20 protein-coding genes are annotated in these 22,005 nt (G+C 45.1%); 4 read left to right on the top strand and 16 right to left on the bottom strand.

Going from position 1 to position 22,005, the window contains the following annotated elements:
* Window positions 1-32: 32 nt before the first annotated feature.
* The 12 genes from VC28_RS04100 to recA all read right to left on the bottom strand — a co-directional run bounded on the left by VC28_RS04100 (window position 33) and on the right by recA (window position 11,010).
* Window positions 33-809, bottom strand: a complete 777-nt coding sequence (locus tag VC28_RS04100) for a peptidoglycan DD-metalloendopeptidase family protein (protein ID WP_369799054.1) — start codon at window positions 807-809, stop codon at window positions 33-35.
* A 279-nt stretch (window positions 810-1,088) separates the two neighbouring features.
* Entirely contained in the window at window positions 1,089-1,763 is a 675-nt protein-coding gene (locus VC28_RS04095) for a protein-L-isoaspartate(D-aspartate) O-methyltransferase (protein ID WP_049629531.1), read from the bottom strand.
* Window positions 1,764-1,876: 113 nt separating this feature from the next.
* Window positions 1,877-2,857 carry a tRNA pseudouridine(13) synthase TruD gene (truD, locus tag VC28_RS04090; RefSeq protein WP_049629530.1) on the bottom strand — a complete coding sequence of 327 codons (981 nt, stop codon included), beginning with the start codon at window positions 2,855-2,857 and terminating at the stop codon, window positions 1,877-1,879.
* 43 nt (window positions 2,858-2,900) lie between these two features.
* Window positions 2,901-3,371 carry a 2-C-methyl-D-erythritol 2,4-cyclodiphosphate synthase gene (ispF, locus tag VC28_RS04085; protein ID WP_049632151.1) on the bottom strand — a complete coding sequence of 157 codons (471 nt, stop codon included), beginning with the start codon at window positions 3,369-3,371 and terminating at the stop codon, window positions 2,901-2,903.
* An 18-nt stretch (window positions 3,372-3,389) separates the two neighbouring features.
* A complete protein-coding gene (ispD, locus tag VC28_RS04080) occupies window positions 3,390-4,106 on the bottom strand; it encodes a 2-C-methyl-D-erythritol 4-phosphate cytidylyltransferase (RefSeq protein WP_255356000.1) in 717 nt (238 codons plus the stop codon).
* Between the two features lie 64 nt (window positions 4,107-4,170).
* The gene (locus VC28_RS04075) at window positions 4,171-4,452 is read right to left on the bottom strand and encodes an FtsB family cell division protein (RefSeq protein ID WP_049629528.1); all 282 of its coding nucleotides are present in this window, start codon (window positions 4,450-4,452) and stop codon (window positions 4,171-4,173) included.
* Between the two features lie 86 nt (window positions 4,453-4,538).
* Entirely contained in the window at window positions 4,539-5,828 is a 1,290-nt protein-coding gene (gene eno, locus VC28_RS04070; RefSeq protein WP_049629527.1) for a phosphopyruvate hydratase, read from the bottom strand.
* Between the two features lie 68 nt (window positions 5,829-5,896).
* Window positions 5,897-6,748, bottom strand: a complete 852-nt coding sequence (kdsA, locus tag VC28_RS04065) for a 3-deoxy-8-phosphooctulonate synthase (protein ID WP_049629526.1) — start codon at window positions 6,746-6,748, stop codon at window positions 5,897-5,899.
* Window positions 6,749-6,814: 66 nt separating this feature from the next.
* Window positions 6,815-8,434: a CTP synthase gene (locus VC28_RS04060; protein ID WP_049629525.1), complete on the bottom strand. Its 1,620-nt coding sequence runs from the start codon at window positions 8,432-8,434 to the stop codon at window positions 6,815-6,817.
* A 210-nt stretch (window positions 8,435-8,644) separates the two neighbouring features.
* A complete protein-coding gene (locus VC28_RS04055) occupies window positions 8,645-9,109 on the bottom strand; it encodes a regulatory protein RecX (RefSeq protein ID WP_049629524.1) in 465 nt (154 codons plus the stop codon).
* 59 nt (window positions 9,110-9,168) lie between these two features.
* The gene (locus VC28_RS04050; protein WP_049629523.1) at window positions 9,169-9,738 is read right to left on the bottom strand and encodes a DUF4136 domain-containing protein; all 570 of its coding nucleotides are present in this window, start codon (window positions 9,736-9,738) and stop codon (window positions 9,169-9,171) included.
* Between the two features lie 228 nt (window positions 9,739-9,966).
* Window positions 9,967-11,010 carry a recombinase RecA gene (gene recA, locus VC28_RS04045; protein ID WP_049629522.1) on the bottom strand — a complete coding sequence of 348 codons (1,044 nt, stop codon included), beginning with the start codon at window positions 11,008-11,010 and terminating at the stop codon, window positions 9,967-9,969.
* 399 nt (window positions 11,011-11,409) lie between these two features.
* On the opposite strand from recA, the gene VC28_RS04040 reads away from it, so the two are divergent.
* Both VC28_RS04040 and VC28_RS04035 read left to right on the top strand, forming a co-directional pair.
* Entirely contained in the window at window positions 11,410-12,402 is a 993-nt protein-coding gene (locus VC28_RS04040) for a hypothetical protein (protein WP_049629521.1), read from the top strand.
* A 16-nt stretch (window positions 12,403-12,418) separates the two neighbouring features.
* A complete protein-coding gene (locus tag VC28_RS04035; RefSeq protein WP_049629520.1) occupies window positions 12,419-13,510 on the top strand; it encodes a CARDB domain-containing protein in 1,092 nt (363 codons plus the stop codon).
* Window positions 13,511-13,688: 178 nt separating this feature from the next.
* On the opposite strand, the gene VC28_RS04030 is transcribed toward VC28_RS04035, so the two are convergent.
* A complete protein-coding gene (locus VC28_RS04030) occupies window positions 13,689-14,291 on the bottom strand; it encodes a hypothetical protein (RefSeq protein ID WP_049629519.1) in 603 nt (200 codons plus the stop codon).
* Between the two features lie 340 nt (window positions 14,292-14,631).
* Between VC28_RS04030 and VC28_RS04025 the strand changes: the two genes are divergently transcribed.
* Window positions 14,632-16,770, top strand: coding sequence for a winged helix-turn-helix domain-containing protein (locus VC28_RS04025; RefSeq protein ID WP_049629518.1), 2,139 nt, complete (start codon window positions 14,632-14,634; stop codon window positions 16,768-16,770).
* 6 nt (window positions 16,771-16,776) lie between these two features.
* On the opposite strand, the gene VC28_RS04020 is transcribed toward VC28_RS04025, so the two are convergent.
* Window positions 16,777-17,259: a CinA family protein gene (locus VC28_RS04020; RefSeq protein WP_049629517.1), complete on the bottom strand. Its 483-nt coding sequence runs from the start codon at window positions 17,257-17,259 to the stop codon at window positions 16,777-16,779.
* 87 nt (window positions 17,260-17,346) lie between these two features.
* Here VC28_RS04020 and VC28_RS04015 point away from each other — a divergent pair, with 87 nt between their 5' ends.
* Window positions 17,347-18,936 carry a serine/threonine-protein kinase gene (locus tag VC28_RS04015; RefSeq protein ID WP_049629516.1) on the top strand — a complete coding sequence of 530 codons (1,590 nt, stop codon included), beginning with the start codon at window positions 17,347-17,349 and terminating at the stop codon, window positions 18,934-18,936.
* Here the strand turns inward: VC28_RS04015 and VC28_RS04010 are convergent, their stop codons facing one another.
* Together VC28_RS04010 and VC28_RS04005 are read right to left on the bottom strand one after the other, a co-directional pair.
* A complete protein-coding gene (locus tag VC28_RS04010) occupies window positions 18,937-20,463 on the bottom strand; it encodes a hypothetical protein (RefSeq protein WP_049629515.1) in 1,527 nt (508 codons plus the stop codon).
* Between the two features lies 1 nt (window position 20,464).
* Window positions 20,465-21,904: a rhomboid family intramembrane serine protease gene (locus VC28_RS04005; protein ID WP_049629514.1), complete on the bottom strand. Its 1,440-nt coding sequence runs from the start codon at window positions 21,902-21,904 to the stop codon at window positions 20,465-20,467.
* Between the last annotated feature and the right edge of the window lie 101 nt (window positions 21,905-22,005).

The raw sequence follows: 22,005 nt of genomic DNA, 5'->3' as shown, positions 1-22,005 counted from the left end.
GATCTCCCGTTCTAACTCATAAGTGTGACACTTTATCGTCGCGGCAAGAACTTTAAAGGATCTACCGGTGTACCATCACGACGAATTTCAAAGTGAAGCTTTACTCTATCGGTACCACTTGAACCCATATCGGCAATTCTCTGACCAGCTTTAACAAAATCACCTTCTTTAACTAACAACCTATCGTTATGGGCATAGGCACTGAGAAAGTTTTCATTGTGTTTGACGATCAATAATTTGCCGTATCCACGCAGCCCACTCCCAGAATACACAACCTGTCCAGATGCTGCTGCAAGCACAGGCTCTCCCAATTTGCCGGCAAGATCAATACCCTTATTCAAACCTGTGCTTCCCTGAAATACCGAAAGCAGCACTCCATTTGCAGGCCAGCGCCATTGTGGTGCGCTTTGCGCAAGTGCTTTAGGCTTTGCATTGGCAACAGGAGCCGTATTTTTTTCTTTACGAACAGCATCATTACGCTGGGGTGTTTTTAAGGTGGCAGGTGTTGGTTTTCTTAAAATAGCAGGCGTCGAAGAATGCTGATTGATACGGCCAGAATTCGCTGCCGCATTCACATCAAGCTTGATAACTTGTGAAGGGCGAATGATATAAGGAGCTGATATACCATTGTATTTCGCCAAAGATTCGTATTTCAGACCATATCGCCAAGCAATTGAAAATAGCGTATCGCCTGGAGCAACAATATGAACTTTGGGCCTTTTGGTGAGATCCTGCGACTTGTCTGACACAGGTGCCGGAGTATGAGATATGCATGAGCAAACAGAAAAAGCGATCAATATTATGAACATTTTGGATGGCGCGATCAGCTTATTGAACAGCACTGGAGGCATAAAACTACTCAAGATGGATGTCCATTATTTGATCATCGTTATGCAATTATGATCTTAATAATTAGAATTTATTTTAAAATCATCTAATATTTTTATAAAAAAACGCCCCAAAACGGGTTTTAAAAACAGTAAAAACATGTTTCGCAGGCTAAGAATGCCCTCTTCCAGACCGGGTTTTCAAAAAAAGTCCATCCCGTGTCCACTATTTTGTGCAATGTTTAGATTTAGCTTTAAGTATTAACGAGAAGTCCCTGATAAAAAAGGAACAAATTTTACAGGCTCTAATATTTGCGTGATGTAGTTTTCTGAATCACCATCGCGCAACACAAGATGCAATTGCTGCTCCCGCCCTCCGACCGGGATGACCAGCACACCGCCAGGGGCAAGCTGTTTCAGCAGCTCATCAGGGATAGCTTGGGGGGCCGCAGTACTTAGGATTCCATCATACGGACCTGCTTCTGGCCAGCCGAAACCGCCATCTGCATGGCGCAACTGGATATTTCTTAACCCCATCTGGCGAAAGCGATCACGCGCTTTGTCTTGCAATGGCTTAATTCGCTCAACACTGTATACATGCGGCACTAATTGAGCCAACACGCAAGTCTGATAGCCAGAACCCGTCCCCACTTCCAGCACTTTATTCAGCTTGCCACCTGCAGCGCCTAACAAAATTTCCGTCATGCGCGCAACAATATAAGGTTGGGAAATGGTTTGCCCATGACCTATAGGAAGTGCGGTATCTTCATATGCCCTGTGGGCAAGCGCTTCATCAAGAAAAATATGACGCGGAGTATTAAGCAATACATCAAGCACTTTCATATTGCTTACGCCTTGATCACGCAAACGCTGGATAAGACGCTCACGGGTGCGTAGCGAGGTCATACCTACACCTTGCATCAATAAGTTGGTCATATCTTTAGATTACTCCACTCATACCGCGATTTACCGTCAGCTCTAATTAGGGCCAACCCCTCACCAAAACGATCACTATACCATAGGCTCTTCGGGTTTCTGATATCGCGAGCCTATGCAGTTGACTCGTCATTTGTTTGTTGAGTTTGCAAAGTAAAAAGTTCATGCAATATCGAAGTAGCGAATTCACCTGCATCAAGCGAAAAACGTAATACGAGGTCGTTATCGTCCCATTCATAATGGGGATTCCGTGCAAATAACTGCAAGGGGCGACGCTCTTGTAACAAACCAGCATGCTCAAGCCCATCACACCAATTTTCCCAATCAGCAAGAGCAGCCTCTTCAAATTCTCTCTGCTCACCGGACACTAATGAACGCCCTCTACCCCACAAAGGACCTGATACACGTTCATGTACCTCTCCGTCCATCATGATTGTCCAGTTATTTGCTTGCACGCGTGCCGCTAATACAAGATTAAATAAATAAGCCCTGGCTGCCGAAAGCATCAAGCCTCGCTTTTGCTTATCTTTGTAGCGCTTTCCTTGTACTAAAATCGCTTCCGCTTCATGCAGATTATTTCCACCCAAGCCAAAGCGTTGCTCTCCGAAATAATTAGGGACACCTTTTTCAAAAACCGTAGCAATTCGCTGTTGTAGTTGTTGATGGTCTGATGTCTGTACATCCCGCAAACGAATAACAAAATGATTTTGCTGATGCTCACCACGACGTAATTTATGCTGGTGACGAGATGCTGAAAGCACCTGAATTGTGCTCGAATTAATTAAGGACCAGTCCGGCTCCGGTGCTTTAGGCAAATAAACACTAAACCATTGTGCGGTCACTGCATGACGGTCTTTACGCCCGCAATAGCCAACATCATTAATATTTACACCTGCCAGCTCAGCAATTTTTCCGGCAACCCACGCTGTATTCTCTCCACGCTTGCAAACATGTAAAAAAACATGCTCGCCAAAACCAGACGGTAAATAACCTAAATCTTCATCTACTTGAAAATCTTCCGGTTGTGCGCGAAAAATGGCACTTGCAGTTAAAGAACCGTAAGCAAGAGGAAACTCCAGTGAAAAATCTCTCAAAAGATGACCTATAGAAAAAATGATGTATAGAAATAATAGCTAATTATTTTTCTAACAATACAACCGCATAACATTCGATACCTTCTTCTCGCCCGACAAAACCCAACCGCTCTGTAGTAGTTGCCTTGACATTAATTTGGCCGATGTCGGTTTGCAAATCACTTGCTATTGTTTCAACCATACGATGTATATAGTTAGCCATTCGCGGTGCCTGTGCAACGATCGTCATATCTGCATTAGCAACCTTCCATCCCAAGCTATTTACTTTTGCATACACCATACGCAATAACGAGCGACTATCCACATTGCGATATTGCATATCAGTATCAGGAAAATGTTTTCCTATGTCGCCAAGTGCGGCAGCACCCAGCAATGCATCGCATAGTGCATGCAAAAGCACATCACCATCTGAATGCGCAACCAACCCAAAACGATGAGGAATTACGACACCACCAATAACAATCTTGTCGCCATCACCAAAAGCATGAACATCATATCCGTGGCCAATACGCATTGACATAATATCTCCCCACTACAGACTAAAATTAGATGACTGCTGTTGAATTAACATCTCAGCGATTGCTAAATCCTCCGGACGAGTGATTTTAATATTATCACTGCGCCCCTGAACTATAAGCGGATGATAACCATAAGATTCAACCGCAGAGGATTCATCAGTAACCATTTTTCCTTCAGCCAAGGCGCGCTGCAAACATGTTTGCAATAACCCCAAACGAAACATCTGTGGAGTTTGCGCATGCCATAGCAGGTTGCGATCAGCAGTCAATTGAATGCTGCCGTTCTCTACTTGCTTTAGCGTATCGCTCACAGGAACACCCAGTACTCCTCCGACAGGATGCTGCTGAACCACATTAACTAACTGAATGATATTATCAAGCGAAACGCAGGGGCGTGCCGCATCATGCACTAACACCCAATCATCAGGCACTACCTTCTGCGTTAGAAAATCCAATGCATTCAACACAGAATTGCAACGTTCATCGCCACCGATAACCTGATGGATTTTTGGATGCCGCGCCAGAGGTATAGTGTTCCAATGCTGATCATCAGCACTTAACACCAAAACAATGCCGGCAATATCAGGCAGCTTAAGTAAGCGCTCCAAAGTATTTTCAAGCACCGTTTTACCAGCAAGCGGCAGATACTGCTTGGGACAAACAGCACCCATGCGAGAACCTATTCCTGCTGCGGGGACAATAATCCAACAAGTTTTTTTTTGAGAAGACACAGATAGATCCATGAAACAGACTGATCCACAAAAAATGTAAAATCAGGATCGATAGAAAGAAAAACTATTTTTGTCCTTCATCCAAAATCATGAAAAAAGTTTCATCTTTTTTAATCAAGCCTATATCGTTGCGCGCACGCTCTTCAATGGTGTCCAAACCCGTTTTGAGCTCTTCCACTTCCACATCCAAAATGCGGTTACGCTCGCGCATACGATCATTTTCAGCTTGCTGAATTTTGATTTCGTTTTCCAAGCGATGGGCGTGCGCAAGGCTGCCGTCGCCAATCCATAGACGGTATTGCAGAGCCACAAGCAAAAGAACCAAGACACCCAATAACCATTTCATAATTGCTGTAATTTTTAAGTCACGATTTGGTTTTTATTACTACCAAAAAACAAAGGCCGACGTATCGGCCTTTGTTTTCACTTAGCTTACGCTTTAAACTCAGCACGGCCTTTGTAGGGAGCAGCTGCACCTAACTCTGCTTCGATACGCAACAAACGGTTGTACTTGGACACACGGTCTGAACGGCACAAAGAACCTGTTTTAATCTGACCAGCTGCAGTAGCAACAGCCAAATCAGCGATAGTAGTGTCTTCAGTTTCACCTGAACGGTGAGAAATAACTGCAGTGTAGCCCGCATCCTGTGCCATTTTGATCGCATCAAGAGTTTCAGACAGAGAACCGATTTGATTGAACTTGATCAAGATAGAGTTAGCGATCTTTTTATCAATCCCCTCTTTCAAAATTTTGGTATTGGTGACAAACAGGTCATCACCAACTAATTGGATTTTATGGCCAATCTTTTGAGTCAAGTCAGCCCAGCCAGCCCAGTCACTTTCATCTTTACCATCTTCAATAGAAATGATTGGATATTTAGCTGCTAGATCAGCAAGGTAATCAGAGAATTCATTTGTAGTAAATACACGACCTTCGCCAGCCAAATCATATTTACCGTCTTTGTAGAACTCAGAAGAAGCACAGTCCAGAGCCAAAGTTACGTTTTCGCCTAATTTGTAACCTGCCTTCTCAACTGCTTCAGCAATTACCTTCAGAGCATCTTCATTGGATGGTAAGTTTGGTGCGAAACCACCTTCATCACCTACCGCCGTATTCAAGCCTTTATCATGCAGGATTTTTTTCAAGCTGTGAAAAATCTCAGCGCCAACACGAAGAGCTTCAGCGAAGGTTTTGGCACCTACCGGTTGAACCATAAACTCTTGGATATCTACGTTATTATCAGCGTGCTCACCGCCGTTGATAATATTCATCATTGGCACAGGCATAGAGTATTTGCCTGGAGTACCGTTAAGATCCGCGATGTGTGCGTACAATGGTACTTTTTTGGAGATTGCTGCAGCTTTAGCGTTTGCCAGAGAAACAGCAAGAATGGCATTAGCCCCCAAAACTGTTTTGAAGTCCGTACCATCTGCTTTGATCATTGCATTGTCGAGCGAGCGTTGATCCAGCGCATCAAAGCCTACTAACAAATTTTTAATTGTTGTATTGATGTTATTGACTGCTTTCAATACACCTTTACCCAAGTAACGTGATTTGTCGCCATCGCGCAACTCCAATGCTTCACGTGAACCGGTAGAGGCACCAGAAGGTGCGGCGGCCGAACCCACAGAACCATCTTCCAGAATAACTTCGGCCAATACAGTTGGATTGCCACGGCTATCCAGAATTTCAAAAGCTTTGATGTCAACAATCTTAGTCATTCGTTTTCTCCAGAGTGTGTTTCTACAAAAATGGGGTAATGCCCTAATCTATATTTGATATTCGCTTATTATTGAATATCCAAAGGCGGTAAATTTTTTACTACATCATCAATTGTTTTCATTTGCTGTAAAAAAGGCTCAAGTTTATCCAATGGTAATGCACTAGGACCGTCGCACTTTGCCTTATTTGGATCCGGATGCGCTTCCAAAAACAATCCAGCAAGTCCTACTGCAATGCCTGCACGTGCCAATTCAGCAACCTGATGACGACGACCACTCGAAGCAGCACCCATTGGATCACGACACTGCAGTGAATGAGTTACATCGAAAATAACCGGGGCATTACCACTTACCTCACGCATAGTGCGGAAGCCGAGCATATCCACCACGAGATTGTCATACCCAAAGTTGGTGCCACGATCGCATAAAATTATTTTTTCGTTACCGCATTCAGCAAATTTTTCTACAATATTTTTCATTTGCCCAGGGCTGAGAAATTGCGGCTTTTTGATATTGATAACGGCATTGGTTTTGGCCATAGCAATCACCAAGTCGGTCTGGCGAGCCAGAAACGCCGGCAGCTGGATAACATCACATACATCTGCAACAGGCTGACACTGATAGATTTCATGCACATCGGTAATGACAGGAACACCAAAGGTTTGTTTGATTTCCTGAAAGATCTTTAAGCCCTCCTCCATTCCCGGACCACGATAAGAGTGAATGGAGGATCGGTTGGCTTTATCAAAAGAAGCTTTGAAAACGTAGGGAATTCCAAGTTTTTGTGTGACCTTTACGTAAGCTTCTGCAACCTGCAGAGCCATATCGCGCGATTCAAGCACATTCATTCCGCCAAACAATACAAATGGCAATGAATTACTGACCTGAACCTTACCAATACTTACAACTTGTTGAGACACAGGAGTTCCTTTTTTTGATCAAAAAAATCAAAACAATTAGGGCGCAATTTGTTGCGCCCTAACAGATTATTTTTTATTTACCAATGCTGCTTCGACAAACGCAGTAAAGAGTGGATGTCCATCACGTGGAGTAGATGTGAACTCTGGATGGAACTGGCAAGCAACAAACCATGGGTGATCCTGAATTTCCACCATTTCTACCAATGTATCATCGGCAGACCAACCACCAATTTTTAAGCCTGCTTTTTGCAATTGATCAACATAGTTGTTGTTGACTTCATAACGATGACGATGGCGCTCAACGATAACATCAGCACCATAAATATTGCGCGCATTAGAACCCGAAACCAGACGGCATTCTTGCGCGCCCAAACGCATGGTACCGCCGAGATCAGATGATTCGTCGCGCTTTTCCACTTCGCCATCAGAAGTGATCCACTCGGTAATTAAACCAATAACGGGATGCGGAGAATTACGGTCAAACTCTGTTGAATTTGCTCCTTTCAAACCGAGAACATTACGTGCGAACTCGATTACAACAGATTGCATGCCCAAACAAATTCCCAGATAAGGGACTTTATTCTCTCGGGCGTATTGCACAGCCATCAATTTACCTTCAACACCGCGCTCACCGAATCCACCAGGAACCAAAATCGCATCGGCATCCTTTAATATACCAACACCTTCCTGTTCAACACGCTCGGCATCAATGTAATTGATGTTTACTTTGGTACTTGTATGAATACCTGCATGGGTCAGTGCTTCAATCAAGGATTTGTAAGCATCCAGCAACTCCATGTATTTGCCGACCATGGAGATAGTGACTGAATTTACGGGATGGAGTTTGCCATCAACAACTTTATCCCACTCGCTCAGGTCAGCTTCGCGACACTGTAAGCCTAATAATTCAACCACAATTTGATCGAGACCGAAGCTTTGCAACAAACGCGGAATAGAGTAAATAGTATCTGCATCAGGTAGAGGCACTACTGCGCGTTCGGCTACGTTAGTAAAAAGCGCGATTTTACGGCGAGAGTCTTCATCCACCATCTTTTCTGAGCGGCAAAGAAGAATATCTGGTTGCAAACCAATAGAGCGCAGCTCTTTTACCGAGTGCTGGGTCGGTTTGGTTTTCGTTTCGCCAGCGGTAGCGATATATGGAACGAGCGTGAGGTGCATCAGTAATGCACGCGACCCCATTTCTACTTTTAACTGGCGAACCGCCTCCAAGAAAGGTTGTGATTCAATATCACCCACGGTTCCACCGATTTCTACCAAAGCCACATCAACATCGCGACCACCTTCGAGAATACGACGCTTGATCTCATCAGTGATATGCGGAATTACCTGAACGGTGCCGCCAAGATAATCACCACGGCGCTCTTTCCTTAATACCGTTTCATAAACACGGCCAGTAGTGAAATTATTACGACGAGTCATTTTGGTACGAATAAACCGCTCGTAATGCCCTAAATCCAGATCAGTTTCTGCGCCATCTTCCGTCACAAATACTTCACCGTGTTGGAATGGACTCATTGTGCCCGGATCAACGTTAATGTAAGGATCGAGCTTCATGATGGTCACTTTCAAACCACGAGCTTCAAGAATAGCTGCCAAAGAGGCTGAAGCTATGCCTTTGCCCAATGAAGAAACAACACCACCAGTTACGAATATATAGCGCGTCATGTAAAACCTGATTACTGTGAAAATGCGGAGCGGATTGGAGATAAATACCCTATTAATTACCCAACTGAGGGGTAAAGGAATTTATCGCTTAGGACGGGGCGCCAGAGTAACAGAAACCCACTTTCGGCTCAACGAAAAGCTGACTTCAAAGACAGGGGAGATGAAATAAGTAATTGATCTACATAAAGGTTAGTGTAGGGTCAATACCTTCTATTCGCCATCAAGTACATCCGTAAAAGCGGCTTGAATATGGCAACTGGCGAATCCGCGCGAATGAAGAAAACGCATTTGCCTGGCTTTTTCACGCCCATCAGCCGGAAGCTGATGAAACCGTTTATGCCGCACTTCCTTTGCCAACTTAGGCCATATGTCATCTTGCTCGTTAATCAGGATATCGAGCAGTGATGAGGGCACTCCACGCTCACGCAACTCCATTTTAATCAAGACACTTCCCTTGCCCTGACGCTGGCGCATACGAATAAAAGCCTCTGCAAAACGCTCGTCAGATTGCAACCCTTCTTCTATTAGCCCAGCAATTGCTGTTTCTACATGCTCGTTCTGACCATATTTGCGAACCAACTTCTCTTTTAGCTCTTTGGCAGAATGCTCCCGTAATGCCAGTAAATTCATAGCACTTAAGCGTATATCACCAGCATTTATCTTATTTTGTAACATCAATTTTTCGCCAAAAAAATGGCTGCATAAGCAGCCATTTATTCTATATTTATTGCCAATCAATTAACTGGAGGAAACTGCGCAACCACTTCTGTCACAGCTCGACTTAGCACCTCTCGCTGCTGCTGAGGTGCCATTCCGCGGCTTAGACGCTTTTCGGATACGCCTCTCCAAATTGGCTTATCGGTTTTTGCATCAACAATATCAATAATCAGGCTACCTTGGTTGTAGACACGTACCCCAGTGTTCACGCCATAAAAAAGCGGACGAGGGTAACGATAGCCCCGCCCGTAGTAACCAAAGCCGTAAAGATCATCATAGCTACGTGGATCGATCTTCTCTTCTATCACCACATGGTAACTCACCACAAAATCGGGCTTCGCGCCTACCGCAGCAGATTGATAACGTTTCCCCAACTCAGCCTCCAGAGCAGAATGGATGTGACTGAGAGTAAAAGGAGAAATTAAAATATTTTCTTTGGTATCTTGCTTGGTTTCGGCAACACTAAAGGTCTTCAACGCTGAAAAATCAAATTCAGCCAAATGATCTGTTTCAACATAAGGCTTATTGGTACAACCTGCCAACACCAGTAAACCCATAGCTACCAATAACAATCCTAAACGCTTCATAATTACCCTCATCTGCTCAACTGAGTTTAGACTGCTGTGAAAATTGCCTAAATCTGGATATAACCTTAACTTGAGTATTTATCCTTTTGATTTGGAACAACTTTACCTACAAATTTAAAAATTACGCAATGTAATGCAGCATAGTGAGCAGTAATCCAGGATGCAAGCGCTAGAAACCTTGGTAGAAGCTTTGCCTTTCAAAAAGGCAAAGCTTTTTAAACATCAATATCAAATTTCAATATCGTCTGTTACATCGGAACCGCCCGGGCTCAATGACAATGCAGGAGTAGCCAAAAGCTCCGCCCGCACTTTCTGCTCAAGCTCTTGTGCAAGCACAGGATTTTCCTGCAAAAACTTCATTACATTGTTCTTACCTTGACCTATTTTGTTGCCTTGATAAGCATACCAAGCACCTGACTTATCGATTAAGCCAAGCTTCACGCCGTAGTCAACGATCTCCCCCATCCGATTGATGCCTGAACCATAAAGGATCTGAAATTCGGCTTGTTTGAACGGTGGAGCAACTTTGTTCTTTACTACTTTGACACGAGTTTCAGAACCAATTACTTCTTCACCTTCTTTGACAGCGCCAGTACGGCGAATATCCAAGCGCACTGAAGCATAAAATTTAAGCGCATTTCCGCCTGTGGTTGTCTCCGGGTTGCCAAACATTACGCCGATTTTCATACGGATCTGGTTGATGAAAATAACCAGGCAGTTGGCGTTTTTAATGTTGCCCGTGATCTTACGCAGTGCTTGGGACATCAAACGCGCCTGCAAGCCCACATGGTGATCGCCCATTTCGCCTTCGATTTCAGCGCGCGGTGTAAGCGCAGCTACCGAGTCAACAACCAGAACATCTACTGCACCAGAGCGCACCAGCATGTCAGTAACTTCCAATGCCTGCTCGCCAGTATCAGGCTGGGAAACAATCAGGTCCTCTACGTTGACGCCCAGTTTCGTTGCATAGATGGGATCGAGAGCATGTTCCGCATCGATAAAGGCACAAGTGCCGCCTGCACGCTGTGCTTCGGCGATAACTTGCAGAGTCAGAGTGGTTTTACCGGAAGATTCAGGGCCATAGATTTCAATAATTCGCCCTTTAGGCAACCCGCCGATCCCCAAAGCGACATCAAGCCCGAGAGAACCCGTGGAAATCGCAGGAATAGCAACTTGCTCTTTGTCGCCCATGCGCATGACAGTGCCTTTACCGAATTGACGTTCGATTTGGCTTAACGCGGCCTGCAGCGCTTTTTCTTTGTTCGCATCCATCTGACACCTCAACATATATAAAGAAACACGTTATCTGACAATTTTTATGGGTTTTATGGTGCTGCCATTTGCAGCTTACCAGTGATCTTCCAGACAACACCGGAATCTCACCATTGGGAATAGCATACAACAAAAACCTGTATACGCAAACAGTACTAGCATTTTATACAGTATTTTTCTCGCCAGTTTGCAAAATGTGCAGATAACCTCACTCTGGCGCTTCCGAATGACCTGTTTTGCTGTGAAATATTACCAAAATACCAAGGGATTATTTCCTCGCGGCACCTCCAAGCCTACTTTAACCTGAGCCTCAGAACATTAAGGATACTCAATGTTCCCCAGCAGAACTTGCCCGGTGCTTCTGAGCAAGCCTTGTTAATCACTAGAAGGAGTTTCGTTATGAAGCCGCAATTGTTATTAGGGCTGGCAACAGCCTGTTCTCTTCTCTTATCCAGCCAAACACTCATGGCTCATGGCGCAGCCGATGCGGATGCTGGCGGCCTGCGTGAACTTGTCGCACAAAGCGCTGCCGTGGCTTACGGCAAAGTTGTCGATATCCAATACCGTAATTCAGAGCCAACCCGTGAAGAACCCAAAGGCGTACCCCATACGTTCGTTACCTACGAAATTGGCAAGGTATTCCGCGGTTATCTACCTGAAAAAGTTGTCTTGCGCATTCCCGGTGGAGCAGATGGCAGTGGTGGTGCTTACACAGAAACCACCGCTCCCACCTTTGCACGCGGTGAAACGGATGTGCTGTTCATTCCAGGTGGCGAACCTGCCGACTGCCAATTGGTGAACTGTGTTGAAGGTCGCTTCCGTGTTCTTGATGACCGTATTTACAGCGGCTTTGGTGTTCCATTGGTAGCCGCAGAAAAAACATTGGAGTTCGGAGGCAAGCCACGTTTTGACGTAAATACGATGGAAATGCCGCGCCCTGCTTTTGACATGGTGATTAAACAGCCCGATGCCGCGCGCTGGATTGAAGCCAATAAAATCGATAGCAAAGGATTAGAAGAGCTTCGCAAAAAGTATGAAGCCGAAGCGCCCGCTTTGTATCGCATCAATATGAATGTGGAAGGCCACACCAAGGCAGATGATTACACCGGTGAAGCGCCTGCGGAAGTGATCAATAAGTACCGTGAGCCATTAATTACGGATGAGTTTTTTGCATTGATCGAACACTTCAATGCAGAACTTGGCCAACCGCAAACCCGCGTGGTTTTAGCCAACCCCAAACTCCCCTTCACAGTGAAACCTCCTGTAGCAGTTGCGGTAAAGGAATTAGCTATCACAGCGCCCAAGCCCAGCGCGGAAGAATTGAAATACCGCGGCCAAACCGAAGGCTCTTTGGACATAACCACTGCAACCTCTTCATTAACCGTCAAGTAATATAGGGAGACATATCATGTTACGGTTTACTTTTTTAATCGCTTCAGTAATGGCGCTACTTGCACAACCCGCGCTGAGCGCATCATGGCTTGAGTGTGATGGCGATAGCGGCAAAAAACTACGTTGGGGTGGTAACTCCACAACAGCACGTATCAATACGACCAGCTTTAGCGGTAGCAATCTGACTGCTGTACAACGCGGCATTAATGCAACCAATGCAAACCCATCTCCTTTTGTGATTAATGCAACAACCGAAACCGGTGGTGTAAGCAGAGGCAATGGCCAGAATGAAATTTATGCAAAAAACATATCGCCACCAGGTGTAGCGCAAATGAATTACCACTGCTATTGGTTTTTCGGTTGGCATTACGGTTTGGATGAAGTGGATATTGTGTTGGATTCTGATCGCACCTGGACCAGCTCCACGGCAAAATCATCCAACTTTAGTTACACCGGTTCTGCCCTTCCGATTGATTCTGTTATTACGCACGAGGCTGGACACTTCCTTGGTTTGATGCACGTAAATTGGGAATACAATGTGATGGGCGATTCATGGCGTCATCACCATACCAACGGCACCACAGCCAATATTTATTTTGGTGAGGATGCTTCACATGGCTCACGTGTGTTGTACGGCAACCAATCAAGTACTTTCAATGATGTGTCAGTCGCACACTGGCGTCGTACCGGTGCCGATGGCGAATATTCAAGCCATGATCGCGTGCGAATTCGCAACAATGCCAATACTGCAAACCTGACACCTATCACGATTGCAGGTGAGCCAGGCTTCCGTGTTACTCGCGGCACCACGGTACGTCCGGAATTTACGTTGGAAAACAATGGCAAAACCACACACAACAATATTGCGTTTGGTATTTACATTTCTACCAATGATTTTATCAGCACTAGCGATAGAAGAATTGCCGGCGGTACTTTCGGTTCACTCAGCCCGGACGATGTGCACACCACCACTATCCCCGTGTACATCCCTGGCGATTTGACTGTTGGACAAAATTATTGGCTCGGTATTGTCATCGATGAAAACAATGCAATCTCCGAAACCAATGGCGACAACAACATGGCTTACATTCCAATCCGGATTCAATAAGCACAGACTCAACGGTTATTTTATCTACTAATAAAAACGCCGGAGCATCATCACTGCTCCGGCGTTTTTTTGTATCGATTTAATCTATTTAACGCTCAGCTAATTAACGTTAAACAACCTAACTTTTAATCTATTTCACTTTTTATTTACTTCACTTTTGATCTACTTCACTTTTTATTTACTTCACTTGGGGGGCTACCCACTCGATAACATCTTTGCTCAGGTCTTTCAGGCATTTACGCGTTGCAGAACACACTGTCGCGCCGGTATTGCCCAGATCCAATATGTCTGTCGATGGCGTAAATTCATTTAATGTCATAATGGCGCAGGTGTGTTTCGCTGTGACCATGTCATCCTTTCCTTTTATTACCGCAACCGTCACCTGCACTTTGGGAAGTGGACTGGCTTGTTTAGTCCCGAATTGACGACTGCCATCACCTAACACCAATTTTTCAATATCAATTGCCACCACCGGTACTACACCGTTCATAATTTTGTCCAGTGTGCTGACGGGCTCAAGCCGTATACCGTCTTTATCGGCCTGCTCAACCAGATTCTCAACCAATACTTTATCGATATCGCAGGGAAACTCTGACTGTTTATATTTGTAACCTTTCACATTAAAACCAATGTTTTGGTTGATATACACCAAAGGCTCTTTGGAATTGGAAGCAGTAGACTCAGCAACAGCCGATAGTGGGTGCAAGAGCGCAGCCCCCAACAGCAGAGAAGCCAGCGATGATATTGCTCCCAGTGAGCGTGCAATAGATGAATGTTTCATAACATTACCCCGTATGGATGCGTCTTGTGAATGTGATGCAAAATAACACTCGCCGATACATCAAGCGCTGTGTATGGGTTGACTATATTGCAAAGGGCAATGAAAACACTGACCATCCTAAAACTTCGTGCTTACCTTTTGCTTACCAAATTTTTCCACTTATAAATCAATAAGATAGAAACATTGTAAACCGATGCTTTACTTGTATTCGCAAGCGTATTTCTTGCAAAATTACACTCATAGACGCGGCTTACCAAACGCACTCTAGCTATACAGACCAATAAGAAAAACTTACCGAAAAAGGTATATCCATGCTGACCGCAACAGGCTCCTGGTTACAATGAATGCGCATCAAGAAACCAGTTTTATGCTGGGAGAGGTAAAAGTATCCCCCTCTCACAACACACTCTGGACGCCCACTAAAAGTCTCAAATTGCAACCCAAGGCAATGGCGGTACTCCATTACCTTGCGTATAACCAAAATCGCGTCATCAGTAATGAAGAGCTGATTGAACGACTGTGGGAAGGCCGGGTCGTCACACACGGTTCGGTGCAAAAGAGCATTAATGCGCTCCGCAGTGCGTTCAACGAATTGATTGGTGATCAGGAATTAATTGCGCATTATTCAAAGCGCGGTTATCAACTGATGATAGCACCACAATTTCTTGCCCACCCTTTACCCGATGAGGTGAATGCCTCTGCTGTAGCGAACCGCCAAGCAGCCAACATTAACCCCTTACGGCTATGGCGCACGGCGATTCTGACAGCAGTCATATTGGCAGCAGTGGGTATTATTTTTAACACCCTTGAGTGGAGCACCCTCTATTTACCCAGCGATCACAAAACGGTGTTCCAATCTACCCGGGGTTACACCAACGAAACCGGGCATGAGCAAAGTGCAACGCCACACCCGGATAACCAGCATATTGCCTACATCCGTGAAAAACGAACGACTAACAAACAAAATGCTGCCAGGAGCGCGATCGAAAGCGACATCATTATCCGAAACGCAGCGGGTAAGGATTGGCGTGTAGCCAATAGTGGCGGCCGTTGGTTTAAGTTAGCCTGGTCGCCTACCGGAAATAATTTGGTCGCGATTGAGATAAAACATCGCGATGGTTTGCCAATAGGCGGGCAGTTTTATCAAGCGCCCAATTATCTTTATTCATTTCATATCTTCACACTGGATCTTGCCCATGAACAGTTACTGGAAAAACAGCAACTCAGCCAATGGCAAGGGCATATTTTTAGTGTGACCTGGTGGGATGAAAGCACGCTTGAGATTGTTGCCAAACAAGGTCCTAATTCCGGCAATGGCCGCTATCACTATTCCCTTGCTAACCAACAACTAACATTGCTGGATGAATATGAAGGTGCGGTCAACCCCGTTGCCAGTGCCGTACTCAACCAAAAAACCGCTCTTGCGAGCTTGCATAAAAACAAAATCCAGATTGATTTTTTAGATGCAAAACAACAGCGTATAAATCGCACCCAATTGGACGTTACGTCTGTTGATATTAGCTGGATTCCCGATGGCAGCGGTATATTGGCCTATGCCGAAGCGGAGCGAAAATTGATCGCCGTTTACCTCAATGGAAAGCAAGTAACTATTCCACTTACCGATAGCAAAGATAAAATTTTCTCACGCCCGCATTACAGTGCAGACGGCAATGGCATTTTTTATACAGAAGAGAAACGCAGCTCCAATATTTTACTGGCTGGATTGGATGGCACTAAAAAACAACTGACAGAAAATACGGATTTTAATTATGCCGCGAGCTCTTCTCCCAACGGCGATAAAATCGTTTATGCATCGGTGCGCAACAACCAAATACAGTTATGGTTGGTAGAAAATGGACAAGAGCGACAACTCACACAACAGCCTATACCCAAAAAAGTTGATGCGATTGTGTGGTCTGATGACGGCGAACATATTGTTTTCAATGCCGACAACCAGGTTTTCCATCATAACTTGCTCACAGATGAAACCACGCTGCTGGTAAACGGTGAAACCAAAATAGAACCCATTGCCTATTTTCCCGCCACCCATCAACTGGTTGCACTACAACACAACGGCGATATTAGAAATTTATGGCGTTTTGAAGGAGAACACCATAAACAACTGACTTTTGGTGCGGTAGGTTCAGCTATCGAATTTAATGGGGATATTTATTTCCAATACGTGAGTGAGCATGGCCTCTGGGCGTTGCGCCACAAGGATGACTCGCTTGCACGAATTACATCAAGCCTGACCGAGTACAGCAAATTACTGAAGGCTGACCAGCAAGGTATTTATTTTATGACAGGTGGTGTGTGCCAGGAATCGGATATTTACTATCAAAATTTTGCAACAGCAGATCAATCGGTGTTTATAAAACAGGAAAATCATGCAGTCTCAACAACATCGTTCAACACCAATAAAGGTTTGCTGCAGACCGAGTGTTATTTACCGGAAGCGAATATAGTGCTGCTTCAATAAGCAGCACTAGAGCAATTGATTTATTCTTTGTAGAGCACAGAGCACTGCTTGTTCCTGCACAGAAGCTCTGTCGCCATGAAAATGTTTTAATTCTGTTTTAAGCTCCCCTGTCGCAAGCGCCCATGCAAACCATACAGTGCCGACCGGCTTTTCGGGAGAGCCGCCGCTTGGCCCCGCGATACCACTGATCGCAACAGCGATATTCGCACCCGACAATGTCAGTACTCCTTTAGCCATTTCTATTACTACTGCCTCACTGACTGCACCTTCACGCGCGAGTATCTCGCCGGATACACCAAGCAATTTTTCTTTTGCTGCATTGGCATAACTGACAATGCCGTATTCAAACCAGGCAGAGCTGCCGGCAATTGCGGTAATCGCCGCAGCGACACCACCGCCAGTGCAGGATTCCGCCGTCGCAATGCGCCAATTGCGTTGTACTAATTGTTCACCCAAGGATTGGCTCAGTTGAAATACATGATTATTCATCGCAAAAACCTCTTATAAAAATCGCGGCCATACGCAACAGAAAAGACAACCTATACTTCAACCATCCTATTAGCGAGAGTTTTCGGCGTGCAATCTATTCCCGGCTATCACATCAAGACCCTGATCGGTGAAGGCGGTATGGCTAAAGTCTATTTGGCTGTACAAAAATCCCTTGATCGGGCAGTGGCAATTAAAGTGTTGGATGCACGCTTGAATCAAGACCCGATCATCCAGCAACAATTCGAGCAGGAATCACTCCTGATTGCCAAACTGAGCCACCCCAATATTATCCAAATTATTGATAAAGGGATTAATGACGCACAGCTCCCCTACTTTGTTATGCCTTACATCAAAAGTGTTTCATTGGAAACCGTTTTGCCACGCAATGATATTAGTATCACCCGCAAACTGGATGTATTAATCCAGTTATGTAGCGCGCTGGCCTATGCGCACCGCAACGGTATTGTGCATCGCGATATTAAACCTGCCAATGTATTAGTCGATTACGATGGCCGCGCCTATTTAGTGGATTTTGGTATCGCCGGTTATTTTACGGCGAACAAAAATGCCCCAACGTCCGAAACAGAAATGGTCATGGGCACCGATGCCTATATGGCTCCTGAGCAATATAACGGTACATCACACACCAACCAGATGAGCGATATTTATTCGCTGGGCGTGCTCATTCATGAAGTTATTTTTGGTGTAACACCCAGGCACGCAACAGAACAAACCTATGCATTACCAACCACTGATAAATATCAAATGGCGAATGCGCTTCGCCCGATCATTAATCGCTGCATTGAAACCAACCCTGAACTGCGCCCTCGCAGTGTCGATGAAATACGGCAACAATTATTGATTATTTCCCAAGGGCGGCATTTGCATAGCAACCGCTGGAGCACGGAGTCCACCCGCGATAACATCCCACCCAATTACACCCTTCTGGATGTACTGAAAGAAAATCCTTTCGGTGCCACCTATTTGGTCAACGATCCAAAACACCAGAGATTCCTGGTAATCAAAAAACAAAATGTGAACCATCTTGGTAATGCACCGCAGTACGCCGCAAAATTAATGCAAGTGCAACATCCACATATTGCGCGCATTTACGGTACAGGAAAAAACCCACGCGTTTTCATCAGCGCAATGGAATATCTTCCCTATGGCAACTTACAAGAGCGGCTTAACCAAACGATTGAAGCAGATCAATGCCTGAGCATTGCCCAGCAATTGTTTAATGCACTGGCATGCGCACATTCTTATGGCATTGTGCATGGCAACTTGCGCCCCAGTAACATTTTATTTGCAGGGAAACAGCATTTGAAATTAAGTGATTTTGGTTTTCCTTCGCACAGCTACGGGGAAGATTCACATTGGTATCAGCCAGCCGACCAAACGATCAACAACGCGCCCTCTTTTGCCACCGATGTCTATGCAATAGGCGCGATACTGTTCCAAATACTGACGGGAACACCACCCAAATGTGAGTGGTGGGGTTTGAAAAATCGTTGGCAATTGCGAAAGACGGCTCGCCCGATCAGCAAACTGATATTAAAAATTATCCACACGAATCCGAATAAGCGCATTACCAGTGCAGATCAGGCAGCAACTGCGTTTAACCAATTACAAGGCGCGCAACAAACGCAGATATCCGCAACAACACCCAAGGGGTAATTACGCCTTTTCACTTTTGTCAGTAATATCCAATACCGACTCCATCGGAACCAATTCCAGCGTCAAGCCACTGGATTTGGCAACAGGAGGTGCACGCCTGGTATTCGGTGTCGTTGTACTTTTAGCCTCAGCCGCCAATTTTGCCTGCCGCTGCAATTCAAGCTCCTGTTTTTTTACATCGGCCTTGCGCTGCAATTGCATTGACATCTGGCGGCACTTTTCTGCTTGCAATTGCATACCGGGCAATTCAGCCAACACCTCTGACAGCAGCACATACGCATCCGGTAGGCCGTCAAAATCAGCGAATTGTTTATGCATGCCATTCAATAATCTGACGGCCATTTTTAAATCGCCATTTTGTTTAAACAAGCGCGCCAATTGCACCCGCATGGAGGCTGATGCAGGCAAATAATTGGGCGATAAAAACAGTATTTGTTTAAAGGTTGATGTGAGCTTGTCAAAACGTTTTTTACGGCTAAGAAACTCCAAATACACCAGCCCGTAGTCTTCCATTAGCGCCGTTTTTTTGCACACATACAACAGATCAAAAAACTGTTCAAAGAAACTGGCCTCATTGGGAAAACGTTTGAAGGCCTGATAATAAAGTGTAACCACCTGTTCGTAATCACCTTCTTTTAGATGCACCATAATGTTTGCACGCATCCGTTCGATATCAGTGCGCTCAGATTTTTCATCATCTTCATCCGAACGCGCGCTGTAGCCGAGCTGTTCCTGATATTGAAACAACATATAACCCATCAAGTGAAACATCACGATGGTGTAATAGTTGGAAATAATCGCTTGCAATAAATAAGACATTGCCGGAAACAAAGTACCTATCCACTCATGCAACACACCTACAGAGGTCATCATGATGAGCATAAATACAATCAACAACCCATAGGGCAAACCAATAGCAGCCATTAGTGCGATTGCCGCAAAGGGATTCATCGCCTCGAACATATTTTCAGTTTGCGCAAAGCGAATCAAAATGGCAGGCAACGAAAGTGCAACCAAAAAGCCGATCAAACCACCAAACGCCATTCCCAAATAATGGTAACTAACCCCCACTACGACCACTAAAACAATCGTCATCAATACCAATTGCAACAGCAATTTGATGCCGCCCTGATAGGCATCCATCACATCGGGCGCTTTCATTTCCCCCATCGCGGTTCGCTCAAGGCAAGTAAAGCTGTATTTCATTAACGAACCCACAGCAAACAAATACAGCACGATTGCCAAAATAAATAAGAATGGAATCAAGGTTGCCACTACCGACAAAATCGAGGTAATCACAATCAAACTCATAGAAGCGGAATTAAGCGGATATTTAAACGCCTCTGGCAAGCGCCGCCAAAAAGGTTCCACTGTGTTGCCCGAACCGAGGCTTTCCAACACTGAACCGCACACAAAACAACGCGCACCTTTATGTTCATCATCAACACATTGATCGCATTGATGGATATTGCACTGTGGGCACGAATAAGTAGCGCCATCGAGCGGATGATATTTGCAATAATTCACTTTACACTCCTTGTGCCAATTGTTGCGCAAGCTGTACCGACAGCGCCTCGTAATGGGATTTTTTCTGGATGTCGCGCAAGCGTTGGAAAGCAGCAGCAAGTTTTCCTGCGTACACCACCAGCGCAGGATTTTTACAGCCGCGCTCCAGTAGCTGCATAAACACCTGCTCTGCTGATTGCGGATTTTCCAAGGCTGCGAATTGCATTCCCAACTTCATCGCCGCTTGCTCGCTGAGCAGACCATGCACTTCCGGGTTATCTTTCCATACTTTATCCAATTGCCGAATGTGTTCAGGAGCAAGTAAAGGAACCGTCAGTAAATGAATAATTCCCTCGTGGTAATGTTCCCCGCGGGTTATTTTTAGCAAGTTATAGCGAATCATCGCCAATTCAAAATTGCCTTTACGCTCCTTCATCAGCTCATCGACCAATACCAGCGCACGGTCAAAGCGGTGTTTTTCAATTGATTCATAAATTTCTGCCAACGGTTGTTGCTGTGGATCTATCCCCTGATCATTTTCAATATATTCTTTATTAAACATATTGCGATTCAATAGCCACGCGAATGCGATCAGGAGCGCACCTGCAGCAAAGCCGCCAGCATGCGCCATAAAGGCAACGTTTGATCCGGTATCTGTGTAATAGCTGTAAATTTCCTTGCCGATATAAAACGGCAAAATAAGCAGTGCTGGCGCGCGGAAATAACCCACCAAAAAGAAAAACCAATAAAAAAATTCGATCTTCTTTAAACGAAATACCGCAAGGTACATTGCCATTACGCCAGAAATTGCACCGGACGCTCCCACCAACGGCGTTGTGCTCTGCCAATCCGAAGCGACTTGCGCAAAACCGGCTGCCACACCCGAGAGCAGATAGAAAAGCAAAAATCGCCAATGGCCAATCGCCGCTTCAACGGCAAATCCGCACACAATCAGGAAAAACATATTGCCCAGCAGATGCATAATGTCGCCGTGCAAAAATTGGTGTGTGATAAAACTGAAAACGCGCAAATCGCTTGCGCGCAAGCCATTGGCAATAAAACTGATCGATTGCATTTGCTTGTGCAATAACGCGCGGTTAGGTGCCCACTGGTCGTAAGCATCCGGTAAAAAATGTTGGCGGGCATTTTTTTGCAAATACGCGTAGAACTCTTCACGCATCAAAATATCGCTCACAATCAGCTCAACCTGATTGGCTTGATACTCACGGCGATACTGTTGCAATAACTCCTGCTCTTGTTGCTCTTCCAGGTATTTTTCAAATACCGGCCACTCTTGCTCCAAAAAGCCCTGCTCCTGATACGACATCATGGACTCAAGTATTTTTTTGGTATCCCCGCTTTGGTAGAAAAAATAAATCATCACATTGAGCAGAACCAAGGTGCACAAAATGATGGGAGCATTGCGCCAATCCAGCTGCTTTTCGGTGGGAACTATAATCATGTGAAACGCTAATCCTTTCGTTATTTATTAATAAAGTCTTTAGGGCAGCTACTGTCTGCATGCCTGTAGAACGATAACACCAGTGCCAGTATAGAACCCCG

The sequence above is a fragment of the Cellvibrio sp. pealriver genome (genome assembly GCF_001183545.1).
GTDB lineage: Bacteria > Pseudomonadota > Gammaproteobacteria > Pseudomonadales > Cellvibrionaceae > Cellvibrio.
Note: the sequence above shows the minus strand (reverse complement) of the source record. Positions and strands in the feature narration are given on the sequence as shown.